This window comes from Vibrio sp. 2033, assembly GCF_033339735.1.
Genome location: NZ_JAWOVC010000864.1, coordinates 1 through 513 on the forward strand (window position 1 = coordinate 1; position 513 = coordinate 513).

Annotated in this window: 1 protein-coding gene; it reads right to left on the reverse strand. The window is 48.0% G+C overall.

What is annotated here, in order from left to right; translation table 11 throughout:
• Window positions 1-513: DUF3541 domain-containing protein (locus R7P74_RS29520; protein WP_318124313.1), on the reverse strand; the 513-nt coding region annotated here is incomplete at both ends.

Sequence of the window (513 nt, forward strand, 5' to 3'; positions counted from 1 at the left end):
GGGGTAGGTCGCTCGGAATGCTTCAATGAACGCGTTCACCACATCTTGTTCACCCAGTTGACGCAGCCAATAGACCTGATTTGCCAACTGCGCCGCCCATGCTTCAATCATCTCTTTATCGGTGGCGTAGCGAGTAAAATCGTAACGACGAATGATTTCTCGCAGTGTTTTATCTTGTTGGTGCTTTAAGCCGTACTCATCTGCTCTCGCCATCGCGCCGAGTAAATCGACGCCAAGATACAAATACTCAGGGTGATGTTTTGTTACGGTATAACGACGTTGGCTGCGTTCGTCCTCTTTTTCTTGGTAGCGAGTAAGCCGCTCAGAGGAATATAAAATGATGTCTTCTGGTTTGACGACGTCATTCGCGAAGCGATTCAATCGGCTTGCGACTTGAGCCATGTCCGTCCAAATGGTTGCGTAGTATTTTTCATCTAAGGTTTGGCGGAACATACGCAGCCCAAAGTGGCCTTCCTTAAAAGGAGGAAGCGTGAATAACTCACGTTCGTATGT